Raw genomic sequence first — 18,922 nt, forward strand, 5'->3', positions numbered from 1 at the left:
GCTCTGCCCGGCTAAAGGGGCAGAGCAGGGCCTTGCTAGACGCTTACTGTTGTGGGCGCAGGTCGATGGTCGACTCGTAGCTGTCCTGGCGATCGAACAGACGCTGCGGGTCGCTTGGCAGCAGGCTCTGCTCACCGCCGATAGGCTGGCTGAGCACACGGATATCGCTGTATTTCTTGTTGCTCAGACTGGCCAGACCGTTGGCATCACGGACCACTGCCGGGCGCAGGAAGACCATCAGGTTGCGTTTGACGTGAGTGTCTTCGGTGGAGCGGAACAGGCGCCCCAACAGCGGAATGTCGCCAAGGATCGGCACCTTGGAGTCGCTGCGGGTGACGTCGTCCTGGATCAGCCCGCCGAGCACGATGACCTGGCCGTCGCTGGCGAGGATAGTGCTCTTGATCGAGCGCTTGTTGGTGATCACATCGGACACGTTGACGTTGGCCGGGGCCGGCACCAGCGAGGAAATTTCCTGTTCGATCTCCAGGCGCAGGGTGGCACCTTCGTTGATGTGCGGGGTCACCTTGAGCGTTACGCCGATGTCCTGGCGCTCGATGGTGGTGAAGGGGTTGCTCGCGCCGTCGGTTGAGGTGGTGTAGGACCCGGTCTGGAACGGCACGTTCTGGCCGACCAGGATTTCCGCTTCCTGGTTGTCCAGGGTCAGCAGCGTCGGGGTGGACAGCAGGTTGCTCTTGCTGTTGGACGACAGTGCGGTGATCAGCGCGCCGAAGTCGCTGTTACCGATGCCGATGATCGCACCACTGGGCAACGGCGAGGGGATCTTCTGGTCTTGCAGTGCGCCGAGAAAGGTGCCGATCGAAAAGCCGGTGTTGTTGAAATTCACCCCGCCGATGGCATTGTCGCCACGTGCTGCCCACTGCACGCCCAAGGCATCACGGATATCCCCGGAAATCTCCACGATGGCGGCCTCGACCAGCACCTGGGCGCGCGGCACATCCAGTTGACGGACGATGTCCTCAAGCATGGTGACGGTATCCGGGTCGGCAAGGATTACCAGGGCGTTGAGACTCTCGTCCGCGCGGATCAGCATCTGCTTCGGCTTGCCGCCGGCTGCTTCGCCGCCCGCTTCGCCGGTTTTCAGGCTTTCCCCGATCTCGCCGAGGGTTTCCGCCATGCTCTTGGCATCGTTGTGGCGCAGGCGGATCACGCGGGTATTGGCCGAGCGCGAGGAGGGCGTGTCGATGGACTTGGCCAGGGCCAGCATCTTCGCTCGGGCTTCCGGTGGGCCGAGCAGGATCAGGCGATTGGTGCGGCTGTCGGCGACCACCTGGGTGGCACCGCCGGTGCCTTTGGCCTGGCCGCGGTTGAGGGTGCTGTTGAGTACCTCGGCGGCATCCATGACCCAGGCGTGGCGCATGTCATAGACCGTGTAGTCTTGCTGATTGGCCTGGTCCAGCTGGCGCACCACCTGCTCGATGCGGGTGATGTTGGCCGGCCGGTCACTGATGATCAGCGCATTGGCCGAGGCCACAGCAGCCAGATGGCCATACTGCGGGACCAGTGGGCGAATCAGCGGGATCAGTTCATTAACCGCGTTCTGCTGCACCTGGATCACCCGAGTTTCCAGGGTGTTAGCGGCGCTGCCCTCCAGGGAGCCATCGGCGCGGGCTTCGGTATTCGGCACGATACGCGCCTGATCACCCTGGGCGACCACCGAGAAACCATGGGTGCTCATCACCGAAAGGAACAGCTGGTAGACCTCGCTGAGGCCCAGCGGGGCCTGCGATACCACGGTCACCTGACCCTTGACGCGAGGGTCGACGACGAAGGTCTGGCCACTGATGCTGGACACCTGTTCGATGAAGTCGCGGATATCCGCATCCTTCATGTTGATGGTCCAGGTTTCACCCTGTTCGCTGGTGATGCCGGCGGGCTGGTTGGCCAGGGCGACAGGCAGCGGATTGCCCAGGCAGCTCATGGCCAGGAGCAGGGCGAGAGGCAGGTGTTTCGGCGATGCGGATCTGAAGTGGGTCATTGGCTGATTTCGGCTTCTGGCGCTTCGGTCGGCGGCGTGGTGCCATCGCCTTCCATTTGTTGACGGAGAACTTCCATGCGCTGTTGCAACTGCTGGACGTCTTCGCTCTGCAGTTGCTCAAGCTGTTCGGCGGTCGGTTCCGCAGGGTCATACTGCGGATCGTACTGTTCGCTGTAGGTGGCTGCTGCAGCTGTCGCCGTGCGCAGGCGAGGGAAATGCAGGCTTTCCTCGCGGCCGTTGCGGCTCAGCACCACATGGTCCTGATGTACGGCCTGCAGGCGCACGCCGCTATTGATTTCATCGCCGACGGTCAAGCGCCGGGGCTTGCCGCCAGCTACCAGGATAATCGCCGTTGAGCGTTTGCTGTCTGGATTGACGAAACTGCCTAGCAGGGTCAACTGCAGATTGGTAGGTGGCGCCGGTTGATCACCATTCTGCAGTACGGGCGTGCCGAACAGGCCCTGCAGGGGTTCTACCGCCAGCGGTTGGTTCTGGTTGGTAGCAGGTGCGCTGTCGCTCACTGGCGGCGGGCTATGCAGCAGACGCCGCAGGTCGACGATCTGCCAGGAGAGGCTCAGGCTCATGCCGGCCACCACGAGCAGGCAAAGGCCGCTCACGCCATGGCGTTGCAGCCAGCCAGGAAGGCGGGTGCCTGTTGCGCTCAATGCATCATCCCCCAATGATTTTCTTATTCTATTAAGCCAGGCGGCGCACTCGCGCCGCGCCTGCTCACTCCGTCATGCGCGGAGCAGCGCCAACCATACCGCAACTGTTCGGGCTGTGCGCGCTCTGTCATGCAGTTGGCGATTCAGCCAGAAATCTCTGACAGTGCGGTGAAAAAGGCCACCACCAGGCGTTTGCCGCGATTCGCGCCGGCGAAAACGATAAAAGGTACCGCTGCGTCAGTCAGCGACCGGGCAGTTTTGCTGCCAGAAGCGTGATCTGCTTCGGATTTTCCCGACACCCGGCCGTTATCATCGGCCGCCAAGCGCTTTCCGTTCAACAATAAAAATAAGCCCGACGGGACACTGCCATGGAAGACCGCAAGCCTTCCTCCGCCATTCCTCCTGGATTTGCCCGCGAGGAACTGCTGGAGCTGCTCAGCCACTGCGAGTATTTCCCCCTGACCCTGCTGCTGGCTCCTGCAGGCTCGGGCAAGTCCACCCTGCTGGCTCACTGGCAGGCGGGGCACACCCGGCGCACGGTGGTCTACTACCCGCTGCAGGCACGCGACAATGATCCCGTGCGTTTCTTCCGTCGCCTGGCGGAGACCATCCGCAGCCAGGTCGAAGACTTTGACATCTCCTGGTTCAACCCCTTCGCCGGCGAAATGCACCAGGCGCCCGAAGTGGTCGGTGAATACCTGGCCGATGCCCTGGAGCGAATTGCCGGCGGTTTGTACATCACCCTCGATGACTTCCAGTACATCAGCCAGCCGACCATTCTCGACGTGCTTTCGGCGATGCTCGAACGCCTGTCCGGCGATACCCGGGTGATCCTCTCCAGCCGCAACCATCCCGGATTCTCCCTCAGTCGGCTGAAGCTGGAAAACAAGCTGCTGTGCATCGACCAGCACGACCTGCGTATGACTGCGGCGCAGATCCAGCAGCTCAATGCGCACCTCGGCGGGCCGAGCCTCAGCCTGACCTATGTCGACAGCCTGATGGCCATGACCGAGGGCTGGGTCGCCGGGGTCAAGGTGGCGCTGCTGGCCTATGCGCGGTTCGGCACCATCGCCCTGGAGCGCTTCAACGGCAGCCAGCCGGAGATCGTCGATTACTTCGGCCATGTGGTGCTCAAGCGCCTGTCGCCGCACCTGCGCGACTTCTTCCTGTGTAGCGCGATCTTCGAGCGTTTTGATGGCGAGCTGTGTGACCACGTGCTGGAGCGCAGTGGCTCGGCGCTGCTGCTGGAAGATATCGCCGTGCGCGAGCTGTTCATGCTGCCGGTGGACAATCAGCCGGGCTGGTATCGCTACCATGCCTTGCTGCATGACTTCCTGGCCGCGCGCCTGGCGGTCGAACAGCCGCACAGCATCGGTGCGCTAAACCGCCGCGCGGCACAATGTTTCCAGCAGCGCGGCGATCTCGAGCAAGCCCTGCAGCATGCCCAGCGCAGCAATGATGCGGGACTGTTCCGGCGCATGCTGGAGGAGGCTTGCGAACAGTGGGTGCGCTCCGGGCATTTCGCCGAGGTGCTCAAGTGGCTGGAGCCGCTCAGCGAAAGCGAACTGTTCGCCAGCCCGCGCCTGCTGGTGCCGATGGTCTATGCGCTGACCCTGTCGCGGCGTTTCCATCAGGCACGCTATTGTCTGGACGAGTTGGGTGCCCGCGCCAGTCGCGAGCCGACGGTGGATGTGCTGACCCGTCAGCTGCTGGAACTCAATCTGGAGCTGTTCCAGTTCGATCTCGGCTTCACCCCCGGTGAACGCTGGTCCGATCTGTTGGCCGTTGGAGTGCCGCCGGAAATCCGCGCGCTGGCGCTGAGCATCCTGTCCTATCACCATCTGCTCAACGCCCGGCTGCAGCAGGCCATCAGCATGGCGCTGGAGGCCAAGGCGCTGCTGGGACAGACCGGGCAGAGCTTTCTGGAAAGTTATGCCGACCTGATCATCGCCCTGTGCAACCGCAACGCCTGCCGCGCCACCAGTGCGCGCAAGGACGTCTACCACGACTACCAGCGCACCGAACGCTCCTCGCCGGCCTGGGTCAACCGAGCCACAGCCATGGTGGTGGCGCTGTATGAGCAGAACCAGCTGGCCGCGGCCCAGCAGCTGTGCGAGGATCTGATGGCTGTGGTCAGCTCGTCTTCGGCCACCGAGACCATCGCCACCGTGCACATCACCCTGTCGCGCCTGCTCTATCGGCGCCAGTCCGACGGCCGTGCCGGGCGCCTGCTGGAGCAGCTGTCACGCATCCTGCAACTGGGTAACTATGCCCGTTTCGCCAGCCAGGTGGCGCAGGAGACCATGCGCCAGGCCTTCCTCGGCAGTCGTCCGGCGGCCCTGGATGCCCTGGCCCAGCGCCTGGGCATCGAAGAGCGGCTGGCGGCGGGGGAGTGGGAGCGGGCGCGGCCCTACGATGAATGCTGGGAGCGTTATGGCCTGGCCGCCGTGTACTGGCTGGTGCAGCGTGGCGCCCAGCCGCGCGCCTGTCGCATCCTCAAGGTGCTCGCCGAGTCCTTGCGGCGCAGCGAGATGAAGGCGCGCACCCTGGTGGTCGAGGCCAACCTGCTGGTGCTCAGTGCGCCGCAACTGAGCAAGGACGAGCAGCTGCGCGCGCTGCTGCAACTGGTGCAGCACTACGGCATCGTCAATATCAACCGCTCGGTGTTCGACGAGGCGCCCGGCTTCGCCGAAGCGGTGCTCGGCCTACTGCAGTCGGGGCAGCTGGACGTGCCGGAAAAGTACCGCGAGACCTATGCCGAGTTCCTCCTGGCCGAGAGCACCGCACCGGCGCCCGCGCCCGATCTGGCAAGCCTGTTGACCGGCAAGGAGGTGGAGATCTTCGACTGCCTGCTCAGCGGCCTGTCCAACACGGAAATTAGTGCACGCATGGGCATCGCCCTGTCCACCACCAAGTGGCACCTGAAGAACATCTACTCGAAGTTGAATCTCTCCAGCCGTACCGAAGCCATCCTCAGCCAGCATCCGCGCAACTAATCGCCGCGACCAACGGCAGGCGAATCGCCACTTTCCCCTCCCGCAGAGGGGGGGAGGGGGCGGCGCAAATCCCTACTCTCCCGGCAGCTGGAAAACCGGCCCCTAGCCGTAACTACTACAAGAAAAAACGGGAGATATAGCCATGTCTGTTTGGGTCACATGGCCGAGTCTGGTCAAGCTCGGCACCCTGGGCATTTATGCCGGCCTGATCACGCTCGCGCTCGAGCGCGATGTGCTGTTCAAGAACAATCTGTTCGACGTCGATAACCTGCCGGCGGCCAACGCCAACATCACCTGCGATGCGCGCAGTCAGGGCGCACGCACCGAGGATGGCACCTGTAACATCCTCGCCAACCCGGCCGAAGGCTCGGTCTACCGGCGTTTCGGACGTAACGTCGATCCGACGGTTACCCACGGTGAAACCGAAGCAGACACCCTGCTCAGCCCCAACCCGCGTGAAGTCAGTAACGTGCTAATGGCCCGTGGCGAGTTCAAGCCGGCGCCGAGCCTCAACTTCATCGCCGCTTCGTGGATCCAGTTCATGGTCCATGACTGGGTCGACCACGGCCCTAACGCCGAAGACAACCCGATCCAGATTCCGCTGCCGGCCGGTGACGCCTTCGGCAGCGGTGCGCTGTCGGTGCGCCGCACCCAGCTTGATCCGACCCGCACCGCCGCCGAAGCCGGCAAGCCGCAGACCTACCGCAACCACAACACCCACTGGTGGGACGGCTCGCAGTTGTACGGCAGCAGCAAGGAAACCAACGACAAGGTGCGTTCCTTCGTCGATGGCAAGCTGAAGATCAATGCCGATGGCACCCTGCCCAGCGAGTACCTCAGCGGCAAGCCGATCACCGGCGTCAACGAAAACTGGTGGGTTGGTCTGAGCATGCTGCACCAGCTGTTCACCAAGGAACACAACGCCATCGCCAGCATGCTCAAGCAGAAGTACCCGAGCCAGAGCGACCAGTGGCTGTATGACCGCGCGCGCCTGGTCAACTCGGCGCTGATGGCCAAGATCCACACCGTGGAATGGACCCCGGCGGTCATCGCCAACCCGGTCACCGAGCGCGCGATGTACGCCAACTGGTGGGGCCTGCTGGGTTCCGGGCCGAACCGCGACAAGTACCAGGATGAGGCGCGCATGCTGCAGGAGGACCTGGCCAGCTCGAATTCCTTCGTCCTGCGCATCCTCGGCATCGACGGCAGCCAGGCCGGCAGCTCGGCCATCGACCATGCCCTGGCCGGTATCGTCGGTTCGACCAATCCGAACAACTACGGGGTACCGTACACCCTCACCGAAGAGTTCGTCGCCGTGTACCGCATGCACCCGCTGATGCGCGACAAGGTGGATGTCTACGACATCGGCTCGAACGTGATCGCCAATTCGATCCCGCTGCCCAACACCCGCGATGGTGACGCCGAGGACCTGCTTTCCAGCGAAAGTCCGGAGCGCCTGTGGTACTCCTTCGGTATCACCAACCCGGGTTCGCTGACCCTCAACAACTACCCGAACTTCCTGCGCAACCTGTCGATTCCGCTGGTCGGCAACATCGATCTGGCGACCGTCGACGTACTGCGCGACCGTGAGCGTGGCGTGCCGCGTTACAACGAGTTCCGCCGCGAGATCGGCCTCAACCCGATCACCAAGTTCGAGGATCTGACCACCGAGCCGGTGGCCCTGGCCAACCTCAAGCGCGTCTACGGCAACGACATCGAGAAGATCGACACTCTGGTCGGTATGCTCGCCGAAACCGTGCGTCCGGACGGCTTCGCCTTCGGCGAAACGGCGTTCCAGATCTTCATCATGAACGCCTCGCGCCGCCTGATGACCGACCGCTTCTACACCAAGGACTACCGTCCTGAGGTGTACACCGCCGAAGGTCTGGCCTGGGTGGAAAACACCACCATGGTCGACGTGCTCAAGCGTCACAACCCGCAGCTGGACAGCAGCCTGCTGGGCGTGGAAAACGCCTTCAAACCCTGGGGCCTGAACATCCCGGTCGACTACGAAAACTGGCCGGCCCAGGCCAAGCAGGACAACCTGTGGGTCAACGGTGCACTGCGCACCCAGTATGCCGAAGGCCAGTTGCCGGTGATCCCGCCGGTGGACGTCGGTGGGCTGATCGGCTCGGTGCTGTGGAAGAAGGTGCAGACGCGCACCGACGTCGCCCCGGTGGGCCATGAAAAGGCCATGCACCCCAATGGCGTGATGGCCAAGGTCAAGTTCATTCCGGTCGCGGGTAACCCCTACACCGGTCTGTTCCAGGGCGCCGACAGTGGCCTGCTGCGCTTGTCGGTAGCCGGTGATCCGGCCAAGAACGGCTTCCAGCCGGGGCTGGCGTGGAAGGCCTTCGTCAACGGCAAACCGTCGCAGAACGTCTCCGCGCTCGTCAGCCTCAGCGGCCAGGGCAGTAACTACAACTTCTTCGCCAACGAGCTTTCGCAGTACGTGGTTCCGGAAGTCAACGACACCCTGGGCACCACCATCCTGTTCTCGGCGGTGAGCCTGAAGCCGACCCTGCTGCGGGTCGACGACTTCGCCAAGGTGGCGCAGAACGGCCAGGCCGTGACCACGCCCAAGGCGCCGACGCAGATCTATTTCGTGCCGAAAAGCGAGCTGCGTAGCCGTTTCTCCACTGCCGCTCACGACTTTCGCGGCGATCTGCTGACCCTGACTGCCGGTACCAAGCTGTATGACGTGTATGCCACCTCAATGGAGATCAAGACCTCCATCATCCCGTCCACCAGCCGTACCTACGCCCAGCAGCGCCGCAGCAGTGCGGTGAAGGTCGGCGAACTGGAGCTGACTTCGCCGCTGATCGCCTCGGCGTTCGGTGACAGCGGGGTGTTCTTCAAGCACCAGCGCCACGAAGACAAGTAAAACGGCGGCGCAAACCGCCCAGCAAAACCAGGCCCCGGCTCATGCTGGGGCCTTTTTTATCCAGTGTCGTTCTGTGATTGCCCGCACTGTCGCGACAAAGCGCAATCACGGGCCTTTATTTTTCCACTGAATCCGTTAACTTGGCCGCTCTGTTGCGCCATATAACAATAAGAACCGATGCAATCCGCCATTCAGGAACGGGCCCGCGCATGTCCAGCGATATTCACGCCGCGCTAGCGGCTCCGGCAGTCGTGCCCCTGCGCCCGCTGCCTTTCGCCTTTGCCAAACGCCACGGCGTGCTGCTGCGCGAAGACGCTGGCCAGGTCAGCCTGTGTCTGCGCGAAGGCGCGACCCTGGCCGCTCTGCAGGAAGCCCAGCGCTTTGCCCGCCAGGTGCTGGCGCTGCACTGGCTGAGCCCCGCCGAATTCGAACAGGCCCTGACTACCGCCTACCAGCGCGACTCCTCGGAAGTACGCCTGATGGCCGAAGGCCTGGGTGCCGAACTGGACCTGGCCAGCCTGGCGGAAATGACCCCCGAGTCCGGCGACCTGCTTGAGCAGGAAGATGACGCACCGATCATCCGCCTGATCAACGCCATCCTCGGCGAGGCGATCAAGGCCGGCGCCTCCGACATCCACCTGGAAACCTTCGAGAAACGCCTGGTCGTGCGTTTTCGCGTCGACGGCATCCTGCGTGAAGTGATCGAACCGCGTCGCGAGCTGGCGGCCTTACTGGTGTCGCGGGTCAAGGTCATGGCGCGGCTGGACATCGCCGAGAAGCGCGTACCGCAGGACGGGCGTATCTCGCTCAAGGTGGCGGGGCGTGAAGTCGACATCCGTGTCTCCACCTTGCCCTCGGCCAACGGCGAGCGGGTGGTGCTGCGCCTGCTGGATAAACAGGCCGGGCGCCTGTCGCTGACACACCTGGGCATGAGCGAGCGCGACCGCCGCCTGCTCGACGAGAATCTGCGCAAGCCCCATGGCATCCTGCTGGTCACCGGCCCCACCGGCTCGGGCAAGACCACCACCCTGTACGCCGGCCTGGTCACCCTGAACGACCGCACGCGCAACATCCTCACCGTCGAAGACCCGATCGAGTACTACCTCGAAGGCATCGGCCAGACCCAGGTCAACCCGCGCGTCGATATGACCTTCGCCCGTGGCCTGCGCGCCATCCTGCGCCAGGACCCGGACGTGGTGATGGTCGGCGAGATCCGCGACCAGGAAACCGCCGACATCGCCGTGCAGGCCTCGCTCACCGGTCACCTTGTGCTGTCGACCCTGCACACCAACAGCGCGGTGGGCGCCGTCACCCGTTTGGTCGACATGGGCGTCGAGCCGTTCCTGCTTTCCTCCTCCTTGCTCGGCGTGCTGGCTCAGCGCCTGGTGCGCGTGCTCTGCCCGCACTGCCGCGAAGCGCGTCCGGCTGACGCGGCCGAATGCAGCCTGCTCGGCCTCGAACCGCAGGCCGCACCGATCATCTACCACGCCCAGGGCTGCAGCGAATGCCACCAGCAGGGCTACCGTGGGCGTACCGGCATCTACGAACTGGTGATCTTCGACGAGCAGATGCGCTCCTTGGTGCACAATGGCGCCGGCGAACAGGAGCTGACCCGCCATGCGCGCAGCCTCGGCCCCGGCATCCGCGAAGACGGTCGGCGCAAGGTGCTGGAAGGGGTGACCACCCTGGAAGAAGTGCTGCGCGTCACCCGGGAAGACTGATGGCTAGGAGCGACTGATGGCCGCCTTCGAATACATCGCCCTCGACGCCAAGGGCCGCCAGCAGAAAGGCGTATTGGAAGCCGACAGCGCCCGCCAGGTACGCCAGCTGCTGCGCGAGAAGCAACTGGCGCCGCTGCAGGTGGAAGCCATGCGCAGCCGCGAGGCGCCGCAGGGCAGTGGGTTCAGCCTGCGCCGCGGGCTGGCCGCGCGCGACCTGGCCTTGGTCACCCGCCAGCTGGCGACCCTGATCAGCGCCGCGCTGCCCATCGAGGAAGCCCTGCGCGCCGCCGCCGCCCAGTCGCGCCAGCCGCGGATCCAGTCGATGCTGCTGGCCGTGCGCGCCCGGGTGCTCGAGGGCCACGGCCTGGCCGCCAGCCTGGCGGCGTTTCCGGCGGCCTTTCCCGAGCTGTACCGCGCCACCGTGGCCGCCGGCGAGCATGCCGGGCACCTGGGCCCGGTGCTGGAGCAACTGGCCGACTACACCGAGCAACGCCAGCAGTCGCGGCAGAAGGTGCAACTGGCGCTGCTTTATCCGCTGATCCTGATGATCACCTCGCTGATCATCGTCGGCTTCCTGCTTGGCTATGTGGTGCCGGATGTGGTGCGGGTGTTCATCGACTCCGGGCAGACCCTGCCGGCGCTTACCCGTGGCCTGATCCTGGTCAGCGAGCTGGTTAAGGGCTGGGGCTGGCTGGCGCTGATCCTCATTGTGCTCGGCGTGCTGGGCTTTCGCCGCGCGGTGCGCGAGGAGGGTATGCGCCAGCGCTGGCACGGCTTCGTCCTGCGCGTGCCGCTGGTGGGCGGGCTGGTCCGCGCCACCGAGACCGCGCGCTTCGCCTCGACCCTGGCGATTCTGGTGCGCAGCGGCGTACCGTTGGTCGAGGCGTTGGCGATTGGCAGCGAAGTGGTGGTCAACCGGGTGATCCGTCATGACGTGATCCAGGCCACCCAGCGCGTGCGCGAGGGCGGTAGCCTGTCACGGGCGCTGGAGGCCAGCCGGCAGTTTCCGCCGATGATGCTGCATATGATCGCCAGCGGCGAACGCTCCGGCGAGCTGGACCAGATGCTGGCGCGCACCGCGCGTAATCAGGAAAACGACCTGGCGGCCACCATCGGCCTATTGGTCGGGCTGTTCGAGCCGTTCATGCTGGTCTTCATGGGGGCGGTGGTGCTGGTGATCGTACTGGCCATCCTCCTGCCGATTCTGTCTTTGAACCAACTGGTGGGTTGAAAACGATGCACAAGCAACAAGGCTTCACGCTGATTGAAATCATGGTGGTGGTGGTGATCCTCGGCATCCTCGCCGCGCTGGTGGTGCCGCAGGTGATGGGCCGGCCGGACCAGGCCAAGGTCACCGTGGCGCAGAACGATATCCGCGCCATCGGCGCCGCACTGGACATGTACAAGCTAGACAATCAGAGCTACCCGAGCACCCAGCAGGGCCTCGAGGCGCTGGTGAAGAAGCCCACCGGCAACCCGCCGGCGAAGAACTGGAACGCCGAGGGCTACCTGAAGAAGCTGCCGGTCGACCCGTGGGGCAACACCTACCTGTACCTGGCACCGGGCACCCACGGCAAGATTGACCTCTATTCCCTGGGCGCCGACGGCCAGGAAGGTGGCGAGGGTGGTGACGCCGATATTGGCAACTGGGATCTCTGATTCCCGATGAGAGCCGCGCGCGGCTTTACCTTGGTCGAGTTGCTGGTGGTGCTGGTCATACTCGGCGCCTTGACCGGCATGGCCGTGCTCGGCAGCGGCATGGCTGCCAGCCCGGCGCGCCAGCTGAACGACGAGGCCGAGCGGCTGGCCGGCCTGCTGCGCGTGCTGCTCGACGAAGCCGTGCTGGATAACCGCGAATACGGTGTGCGCTTCGAGCGCCAGTCCTACCAGGTGCTGCGCTACGAGCCACAGCGTGGCCAGTGGCAGGCGCTGGAAGACGACGCCAGGGTGCACGGTCTGCCCGATTGGGTGGAGCTGAGTATCGAGCTGGACGAGCAGGCTCTGACCCTGCCCAGCCCTACCGGCAAGGGCGCGGCGAAGCTGCCGGTACCGCAGCTGCTGATCCTCTCCAGCGGCGAGCTCAGCCCGTTTCGCCTGCGCCTGTCCGGGCGCGAGCGCGGTGGGCCGGCTCTGCTGATTTCCAGCGATGGTTTCAGCGAGCCGCTGATCGAGGCGGAAAAGTCGCCAGGTAAGGTGCCATGAAGCGCGCGCGCGGTTTTACCCTGCTGGAAGTGCTGGTGGCCCTGGGCATCTTCGCCCTGGTCGCCGCCAGCGTGCTGACCGCCACTGCGCGTTCACTGCAGACCGCCGCGCGCCTGGAAGACAAGACCTTCGCCCTGTGGCTGGCGGACAACCGCATGCAGGAGCTGCAACTGGCCGAGACGCCGCCGGACGACGGCAGCGAGAAGGGCGAAGAAACCTACGCCGGGCGGCGCTGGCTGTGGCAGAGCCAGGTGCAGACGACCAGCGATCCCGGCATGCGCCGCGTCACCATCTGGGTGGCCTTGCGCCCCGAGAGCGGTTTGCGTGGCAAGGTCGAAGAACAGGCGCTGGTGACCCTCAGCGGCTTCCTCGGGAGCGAGCCATGAGGCGCAGCCGTGGCTTCACCCTGCTCGAACTGCTGATCGCCATCGCCATCTTCGCGCTGCTCGGCCTGGCCACCTACCGCATGTTCGACAGCGTGATGCAGGCCGATCGCAGCCAGCGTGCCCAGGAGCAGCGCCTGCGCGAGCTGACTCGCGCCATGGCGGCTTTCGAGCGCGACCTGCTGCAGGTGTGGCGGCGGCCGGTGCGCGATCCGCTGGGCGACGTGCAGCCGAGCATGCTCGGTGACAGCAGCACGGCCAGCAGCCTGGAGTTCACCCGCAATGGCTGGCGCAACCCGCTGGGCCTGAATCGCGCCACCTTGCAGCGGGTGCGCTGGCAGTTGCAGGGCGAGCAATGGCAGCGCAGTTACTGGGCGGTGCTGGATCAGGCGCAGGATAGCCAGCCGCGGGTGCAGCAGGCGCTGGGCGGGGTGCGGCGTTTCGAGCTGCGCTTTCTCGATGATGAGGGGCGCTGGTTGCAGAACTGGCCGCCCGCCAATAGCAATAGCGATGAGTCGCTGACCTTGTTGCCCAAGGCCGTCGAGCTGGTTATCGAGCAGCGTCATTACGGTGAGCTGCGACGCCTCTGGCGTCTGCCGGAGACTGCTGAGCAGGCTCAGCAGGGCGTGCCCGGTGGCGACGGCGGCGAGCTGCTGCCTGAAGAGCCGGCGCCGGAGCCGTCCGCATGAGCCGTCAGCGCGGAGTGGCGCTGATCACCGTGCTGCTGGTGGTGGCCCTGGTCAGTGTGGTCTGCACCGGCCTGGTACTGCGTCAGCAGCTGGCCATCCGCAGCACCGGCAACCAGTTGCTGGTGCGCCAGGCGCAGTACTACGCCGAAGGCGGCGAGCTGTTGGCCAAGGCGATCCTGCAGCGCGACCTGCGTGAGGGCGATCCGCGCCAGCCGCTGGATCATCTGGGCGAGCCCTGGGCTAACCCGAAACTGAGTTTTCCCCTGGATGAAGGCGGCGAGCTGCGCCTGCGCATCATCGACCTGTCCGGGCGCTTCAACCTCAATAGTCTGGCCAACGGTAGTGCCACCGCGGCAATTGCCCTGCAGCGTTTGCGCCTGCTGCTGCAGCAGCTGCAGCTGCCGGTCGAATATGCCGAGCGCCTGCAGGACTGGCTGGATCAGGACCAGGAAAACCTCGGCGGCAATGGCGCCGAGGATGCCCACTACCTGCTGCTGCAGCCGCCTTATCGCACCGGGCCGGGGCTGATTCGCGAGGTCTCCGAGCTGCGCCTGCTGCTGGGCATGAAGGAGGCCGAGTACCGGCGTCTGCTGCCTTTCGTCAGCGCCTTGCCAGTCGAGGCCAAGCTGAATGTGAACACCGCCAGCGCCCAGGTGCTGGCCAGCCTGGGCGAGAATGTTTCAGCGTCGGCGCTGGATGGGGTGGTCGCCATGCAGAAACGTGGTGGTTATCGTGACCTCGCGGGTTTTGCCCAGCAGCTCGGGGTGCCAGAGGTACCCGCGGGTCTGGATATCGGCAGTCAGTATTTTCAGGTGATCAGCGAGGCGAGCCTGGGCGAGCGCCGCCAGGTGCTGGTCAGTTATCTGCAACGTGGCAATGATGGGCGCGTGCGTGTGCTGGCGCGTGATCTGGGGCAGAGCGGCATTGCGCCGCCTGAGCCCTCCAAGGAGTCCAAGCAATGAGTGCGCTTTGTGTATTTCTGCCGCCGGCGGCCTGTTCTGCCGTCGATCCCGAGCTGCTGGTGCGGCGCGTGCAGAGTGGTACGGTCGAGCAGTTGCCGTTTGCCAAGGCTGTGCCGGCGGCGGACCAGGCCTGGCGCCTGATCCTGCCGGTGGAGGCGGTGACCGTGTGTGTCGTGCAGTTGCCGACCACCAAGGCGCGCTGGCTGCAGAAGGCGCTGCCGTTTGCCGTGGAAGAGCTGCTGGCCGAGGATGTCGAGCTGTTCCATTTGTGCGTCGGCGAGACCTTGGCCGATGGCCGGCAGCGCGTATATGCCGTGCGCCGCGACTGGCTGGCTGCCTGGCTGGCGCTATGTGGTGCCTGTCTGCCACAGCGTATCGAGGTGGATGCCGATTTGCTCGGTGGTGAAGGCAGCCAGTTGCTCTGCCTGGGCGAGCGCTGGTTGCTCGGCGGCAGCGGCGAGGCGCGCCTGGCCCTGCAGGCGCAGGACTGGCCGCAGCTGCAGGCGCTCTGTCCGGCGCCGCGGGTGGCGCACGTGGCGGTTGGTCAGGCCATGCCGGCGCAGGTCGACGAGTGCCACGAACTGGCTCAGCCCTACGTCTGGCTGGCCCAGCAGAAAGCGGGCGGCAACCTGGCCCAGGGTGCCTTCGCCCGTCGCGAAGCGGCCAATGATCTGGGGCGCTGGCGTCCGCTGCTGGCGCTGCTCGGCCTCTGGCTGGTGCTGCAGTGGGGTTTCAATCTGGTGCAGGGCTGGCAGCTGCAGCGCGAGGCCGAGGGCTACGCCAGCGCCAGCGAGGCGCTGTACCGCGAGCTGTTCCCGGACGACAACAAGCTGATCAACCTGCGTGCGCAGTTCGACCAGCACCTGGCCGAGGCCGAAGGCAGCGGGCAGAACCTCTTGCTCGGTCTGCTCGATCAGGCGGCGCAGGCGATCAACGCCGAGGGCGCGCAGGTGCGCGTCGAACAGCTGGATTTCAATTCCCAGCGCGGCGACCTGGCGTTGAACCTGCAGGCCCAGGATTTCGCCGCCCTGGAGCGTTTGCGTACGCGCCTGCAGCAGGCTGGACTGGCGGTCGAGATGGGCTCGGCCAGTCGCGAGGACAATGGCGTCAGTGCGCGCCTGGTGATCGGGGGTAATGGATGAGCCGTTTCAATCGACTGACTGAGCCACTGCAGGCGCGCCTGGAGCAGCTTGGCCTGCTGCCGTACTGGCGCGGCCTGCCGTCGCGTGATCGCCTGGCCCTGGGCCTGCTGGGTCTGTTCCTGCTGCTGGCATTACTCTATCTGGCGCTCTGGCGCCCGGCGGCGCAGCAGGTGGTGCAGGCGCGTGCCTACCTGCAGCAGCAGCGCGCCTTGCACCAGTACCTGCAGGAGCATGCGCCGCAGCTGCGTGCGCAGAGCGGCAAACCGCAGGTCAGCGTCGATCCGGCGCAGTTGCAGGGCCTGGTTACCGCCAGCGCCAGCAGCCATGGCCTGAATGTCGAGCGTCTGGACAGCCAGGGAGACGGTGCGGTGCAGGTCAGCCTGCAGCCTGCCGAGTTCAGCCGCCTGCTGCGCTGGTTGGTGAGCCTGGAAGAGCAGGGCGTGCGGGTCGACGAAGCCGGCCTGGAGCGGGCCGACAAGGAGCTGGTGAGCAGTCGACTGTTGCTACGCAGTGGCGCCTGAAGGTCACCGTCAGGAGGCATTGCCAGCAGTCTTTGCACTGAAAATGGGCGGGCTTATAGCGCCCGTCTGCAGCGACTGTGTGCCCGATGGTGGGGCGGGGAAATGCTCGCTAAAACCACCTCAAAGAAAAAAACTTCAAGCAGGGTGTTGACTTAGGTGAGCTAGCTGCGTAAATTTCGCCACCTCGCAAGGCTACTCGGGTGATTAGCTCAGCCGGGAGAGCATCTGCCTTACAAGCAGAGGGTCGGCGGTTCGATCCCGTCATCACCCACCAGTCTCTTGCGAGAACCGACGCGCAGCGGTAGTTCAGTCGGTTAGAATACCGGCCTGTCACGCCGGGGGTCGCGGGTTCGAGTCCCGTCCGCTGCGCCATATTAGAGAAGCCCTCAGCTCGCAAGAGCTGGGGGTTTTTCGCATCTGGCGGAAAATTTTTTACCGTCATCGCTTTGTCATCGGGAATCTTCAGGCTGTTGGCATGGTCTTTGTTTAGGCCATATCGTCACAACAGGAGGAAGTCCAATGGATGATTACGTAGAAGAACTGCTCGACTGCCACGCCGATGAGCGCGATCCGGCGGAGCCCGCCGAAGACGCCACCGAGCTGTGAGTGCTGTCAGGGCTGTAGGCGCTGGTGGCGGCGGAACTCCCCCGGAGTCTGCCCGCTCCAGCGCTTGAAGGCCCGCTGAAAGGCCTCTGCCGAGGCAAAGCCGAGCAGATAGGCAATTTCGCCGAACGCCAGTTCGGTGTCGCGTATATAGGCCATCGCCAGATCGCGCCGGGTATCGTTGAGAATCGCCCGGTATTGCGTCCCTTCTTCCGCCAGCTTGCGCCGCAGTGTCCACACCGGCAGTTGCAGGCGTGCCGCCACTTCCTCCAGATCCGGTTCCCGGCCATGCAGCAATGGCCCAAGCAGGCGCGTGATGCGCTCGCGCAGGCTGCGGGTGCGGGTCAGTTGTTCCAGTTCGCGCTCGCCCAGGGCCAGCAGTTGCTGCCAGGTACTCGGGCAGTGCGCCTGGCCGCGCAGGGCCAGAGTCGGCAGGCTCAGGCGCAGCTGGTTGGCGCCAGCGGAGAATTCCACCGGGCAGCCGAAGGCTTCGCTGTAGCGTTCGGCATAGCTGGGCGCGGCGAATTCGATCTCGACCTTTTCCACCTTCAGTGTCACGCCTGCCAGTTGGCTCAGGTGGCTGTGCCAGCCCGCCAGCACCGAGTCGACCACGAAGCGGTTGTAAGCGTTGTACGGGCTGATGGAATAGAAGCGCAGCAAGGCGCCCTGGCTGTCTTCGTGGAAGCTCGACTGGCCGCGGTAGTTGTGCGCATACAGCGGCTCGAAACGCGTGAGGGTGCGTGCCGCTTCGCGCAGGGTCGGTGCCTGGGCCGCCGTGACGCCGGCCAGACCCAGCTGGCCGAGATGGCTCAAGCGGCCCATGGCCAGGCCCAGGGCCGGCTCGTTGCATAGCTGTATGGCCGCGTGGCCCAAGCGCATGTAGCGCGGAATCGACAGGCGCCCCTGGGGCTCTGCCAGGCGAGCGGCGTCCAGACCGAACTGGGCGAGCAGGGGGGCGGGGTCCTGGCCGGCTTCGCGCACGGCGGCGATCAGGCCGTGAATGAAACCCACGGACAGGTCGCCCAGGCGCACGCGTGAGCTTTTCAGGGTGCGATCCAGAAATTAAGCAGCTGGCTGTGGCTGTCAGTCATCGTTGCCGTGAGTCGCAGGTTGAGCTGATCGGTTTGCACCGGCCAGAGCCGGCCGCGCAGGAAGGTCACGCTGCTGGCGATGCTCTGGTTACGCCGCAAGGTGACGATTTCGAGCGGCGGGCCATTGTCGCCATTGCCCTGGGTGCTGAGCAGATCCTCGCCCAGCGTCTGCTCGATGGGTTGAGGAGCAACGCTGCTGGCCTGCAGGCTCTGGCTGCGTGGCGGGCCGAGGATGCTGCCATCGCTGGCGAAGGTCAGACCGAATGCCTGCAGCTCGCCATAACCGGTGACGATGCGGCCATCAAGCAGTTGCGGTGAGGGTAGGGTGATGCTGCCGGCATGCAGGGTCACGGCGTGCTTGCGTGCCAGATGGGCGAAGACCTTGAGGTAATCGTCCGCCGCCTGTTGCGCCTTCATGCGCAGCAGCAGTTCGTTCCAGGAGGCGTCATCGGTGAACAGCCAAGTGCGCAGCAGGCTGAGTGGATTGTTCAGCGCCAGCTGCAGTTTCACCTCGTCGAGGCTGCGGGCGCTGTAGACCTGCGGTTTTTCGTGGCTCAGCAACAGCCAGGTGCCGATCTGGGCGGGCAGGATCACCACCGTCTCCGGCGTGAGCAGAGCGTTGTCGCGCGCCTGCAGCAGGATGCTGTCGAGCTTGCGGCTGAGTTGCTGCGAACTGCTGTAGTCGCTGGGGTACAGGGCGGGGTTGAGGGTCAGCAGGTTGCCGTGCCAGTCCGCCGGCCCGCCCAGCTCTGCGATATCGGTGCGCAGATCGGTGAGGTAGTGGCCGGGTGGCGCATCGCGCAGCCAGAACAGGTAGCTGCCGGCGAGGCCGAGGAGGAGGGTGGCGAGGAGCAGGGAGAGCAGAGTACGCATGGCGGTGCTGTTGAGGGATTCGTCGATGAGGTTAGGGGAGTGAGCCGACAAAGCCAAGTCGAGCTGCTATTTTTGATCAATAAGTTGTCACTTTCGATCATTGAGTGCCTGGCGGCGGCTCTTTATCTTCTGCTGCATAACCGATCGCGGTCCTGTTGAGACTGCGGCACCCCGTGAATTGCTCAAGCCTGCTC

The 18,922-nt window shown here is 64.9% G+C and carries 16 protein-coding genes and 2 tRNA genes; 13 read left to right on the forward strand and 5 right to left on the reverse strand.

Features of this window, described 5'->3' with window-relative positions:
* Positions 1–43: 43 nt before the first annotated feature.
* The 3 genes from gspD to H3H45_RS09260 form a co-directional block, all read right to left on the reverse strand.
* A complete protein-coding gene (gene gspD / locus H3H45_RS09250) occupies positions 44–1,939 on the reverse strand; it encodes a type II secretion system secretin GspD (protein ID WP_328822326.1) in 1,896 nt (631 codons plus the stop codon).
* A gap of 53 nt (positions 1,940–1,992) precedes the next feature.
* Entirely contained in the window at positions 1,993–2,613 is a 621-nt protein-coding gene (locus H3H45_RS09255; protein WP_328822327.1) for a type II secretion system protein N, read from the reverse strand.
* A 191-nt stretch (positions 2,614–2,804) separates the two neighbouring features.
* On the reverse strand, positions 2,805–2,984 hold the full coding sequence (locus H3H45_RS09260; protein WP_182833448.1) for a hypothetical protein: 180 nt from the start codon (positions 2,982–2,984) through the stop codon (positions 2,805–2,807).
* Between the two features lie 45 nt (positions 2,985–3,029).
* Between H3H45_RS09260 and H3H45_RS09265 the strand changes: the two genes are divergently transcribed.
* From H3H45_RS09265 to H3H45_RS09325, 13 genes are all read left to right on the forward strand, one after another.
* On the forward strand, positions 3,030–5,657 hold the full coding sequence (locus tag H3H45_RS09265; protein ID WP_182833449.1) for a LuxR C-terminal-related transcriptional regulator: 2,628 nt from the start codon (positions 3,030–3,032) through the stop codon (positions 5,655–5,657).
* Positions 5,658–5,799: 142 nt separating this feature from the next.
* Entirely contained in the window at positions 5,800–8,541 is a 2,742-nt protein-coding gene (locus tag H3H45_RS09270) for a peroxidase family protein (protein WP_182833450.1), read from the forward strand.
* A gap of 209 nt (positions 8,542–8,750) precedes the next feature.
* The gene (gene gspE, locus H3H45_RS09275) at positions 8,751–10,262 is read left to right on the forward strand and encodes a type II secretion system ATPase GspE (protein ID WP_182833451.1); all 1,512 of its coding nucleotides are present in this window, start codon (positions 8,751–8,753) and stop codon (positions 10,260–10,262) included.
* 16 nt (positions 10,263–10,278) lie between these two features.
* A complete protein-coding gene (gene xcpS, locus H3H45_RS09280) occupies positions 10,279–11,493 on the forward strand; it encodes a GspF family T2SS innner membrane protein variant XcpS (protein WP_182833452.1) in 1,215 nt (404 codons plus the stop codon).
* A gap of 5 nt (positions 11,494–11,498) precedes the next feature.
* Positions 11,499–11,921 (forward strand): type II secretion system major pseudopilin GspG, encoded by a 423-nt coding sequence (gspG, locus tag H3H45_RS09285; RefSeq protein ID WP_182833453.1) that lies wholly within the window; start codon positions 11,499–11,501, stop codon positions 11,919–11,921.
* Between the two features lie 6 nt (positions 11,922–11,927).
* Positions 11,928–12,464, forward strand: coding sequence for a type II secretion system minor pseudopilin GspH (gene gspH / locus H3H45_RS09290; protein ID WP_182833454.1), 537 nt, complete (start codon positions 11,928–11,930; stop codon positions 12,462–12,464).
* Positions 12,461–12,850 carry a type II secretion system minor pseudopilin GspI gene (gspI, locus tag H3H45_RS09295; protein ID WP_182833455.1) on the forward strand — a complete coding sequence of 130 codons (390 nt, stop codon included), beginning with the start codon at positions 12,461–12,463 and terminating at the stop codon, positions 12,848–12,850. Before gspH ends, gspI begins: the two co-directional genes overlap by 4 nt.
* Positions 12,847–13,536 (forward strand): type II secretion system minor pseudopilin GspJ, encoded by a 690-nt coding sequence (gene gspJ, locus H3H45_RS09300; RefSeq protein ID WP_182833456.1) that lies wholly within the window; start codon positions 12,847–12,849, stop codon positions 13,534–13,536. The genes gspI and gspJ overlap by 4 nt, the downstream gene beginning before the upstream one ends.
* Complete coding sequence (gspK, locus tag H3H45_RS09305) at positions 13,533–14,498, forward strand: type II secretion system minor pseudopilin GspK (protein ID WP_182833457.1); 966 nt, start codon at positions 13,533–13,535, stop codon at positions 14,496–14,498. Before gspJ ends, gspK begins: the two co-directional genes overlap by 4 nt.
* On the forward strand, positions 14,495–15,640 hold the full coding sequence (gspL, locus tag H3H45_RS09310) for a type II secretion system protein GspL (RefSeq protein ID WP_182833458.1): 1,146 nt from the start codon (positions 14,495–14,497) through the stop codon (positions 15,638–15,640). The genes gspK and gspL overlap by 4 nt, the downstream gene beginning before the upstream one ends.
* Positions 15,637–16,161 carry a type II secretion system protein M gene (locus tag H3H45_RS09315; protein ID WP_182833459.1) on the forward strand — a complete coding sequence of 175 codons (525 nt, stop codon included), beginning with the start codon at positions 15,637–15,639 and terminating at the stop codon, positions 16,159–16,161. Before gspL ends, H3H45_RS09315 begins: the two co-directional genes overlap by 4 nt.
* Before the next feature lie 198 nt (positions 16,162–16,359).
* Positions 16,360–16,435, forward strand: a tRNA-Val gene (locus H3H45_RS09320).
* A gap of 21 nt (positions 16,436–16,456) precedes the next feature.
* Positions 16,457–16,533, forward strand: a tRNA-Asp gene (locus tag H3H45_RS09325).
* Positions 16,534–16,773: 240 nt separating this feature from the next.
* Here H3H45_RS09325 and H3H45_RS09330 read toward each other — a convergent pair.
* Both H3H45_RS09330 and H3H45_RS09335 read right to left on the reverse strand, forming a co-directional pair.
* Complete coding sequence (locus tag H3H45_RS09330; RefSeq protein WP_182833893.1) at positions 16,774–17,811, reverse strand: AraC family transcriptional regulator; 1,038 nt, start codon at positions 17,809–17,811, stop codon at positions 16,774–16,776.
* Positions 17,808–18,728, reverse strand: a complete 921-nt coding sequence (locus tag H3H45_RS09335) for a hydrolase (RefSeq protein WP_182833460.1) — start codon at positions 18,726–18,728, stop codon at positions 17,808–17,810. Before H3H45_RS09335 ends, H3H45_RS09330 begins: the two co-directional genes overlap by 4 nt.
* Between the last annotated feature and the right edge of the window lie 194 nt (positions 18,729–18,922).

It is taken from the genome of Aquipseudomonas guryensis (genome assembly GCF_014164785.1).
Taxonomy (GTDB): Bacteria; Pseudomonadota; Gammaproteobacteria; order Pseudomonadales; family Pseudomonadaceae; genus Aquipseudomonas; species Aquipseudomonas guryensis.